The organism is Halobacteriovorax sp. XZX-3 (assembly GCF_043196495.1).
GTDB lineage: Bacteria > Bdellovibrionota > Bacteriovoracia > Bacteriovoracales > Bacteriovoracaceae > Halobacteriovorax_A.
In genome coordinates this window covers 1-1046 of sequence record NZ_JBEBMO010000022.1, presented here as the reverse complement: position 1 = coordinate 1046, position 1046 = coordinate 1, and the positions used below count along the sequence as shown (strand labels likewise).

The window sequence follows — 1046 nt, the reverse complement described above, 5'->3', positions numbered from 1 at the left end:
GCTGTCTCTGTGGTGTACTGCTCTGTCTGAACACGGATACCTGTTAGGTAGTACGAGTGAATGTATGGTAGCGAGATGTTACCAATCATCACCTCTGGGTACTCATAGGCAAAGTCCACGAATGACGAGTAGTTCACACGGGTCATGTTAGGTACGTTAGCCCAGTCAGCAAAGCCCCAAGGCTGGTGCTCAGCAATGAAGTTGAACTGCCCGTTCACACCATCATCATACGATGCGAAGTAAGCCAGTCCATCTACACCTGTAGTAGTCACAGTACGTGTCACAGTTACAGGGTCGCCTAGTGTGTCAGTGATGACAGTGCCATCTGTCTCAGTGATAGGTACGCTCACCTCAGCACGAGTGTTCACCAATCGACGGAACGGAGCATGGAGCAATGGACCACCACTCACTGTGTGTTTATAGAACCCACCAGTGTCGAGGTTAAGCACGAGCACTAACTCACCGTCAGCCTTGTACTCACCGTTGCTGTCCTGCTTGTTAGGCACAACCCAGTACACACGGTTCTCATCGTTGATGAAAGTACCTTTCACATTCTTGATGATGTCACGGTCCAGTGAATCATAGTATTCATCAATGGTATTCTCAGTCAGGTTGTTCGATGTCAAATCACCGAAGTCATTCACACCGATGGCAATGATGCCTCGCTCTGACCAGAACACAATCGCTGTACCAATATCAACCACACTCTGTGGACTGTTGAACTCTACCGATGCCACCTTATCCAAGGTGAAGTCAGTAGCAGTTGCACCACCACCTGATGTACCACGGATAGCCCATACACCATTCGTACAAAGCAATAGCAATCGCTTGTTGAACTCGACCATTGTGATAGGTGCACCCATACCCACTGGGTACATGGTGAATCCATCTGTTGCGATGAGGTCGTTAATCTCCTCAGCCGTAGGGTCTGCGTCTTGGAAACACTTAGGGATGTTGTCCAGTGATGTCACAAGCTGGCTGACAAGGATACGAGTCTTACCATTGTGGTCACGGTCCCCGAAGTACACGTGTCCATTGTGGTAGCC

Annotated in this window: 1 pseudogene; it reads right to left on the bottom strand. The window is 49.3% G+C overall.

The window, feature by feature from the left end:
* Positions 1-1046 (bottom strand): annotated as a pseudogene (locus ABMA70_RS16030) (hypothetical protein); the annotation flags it as partial.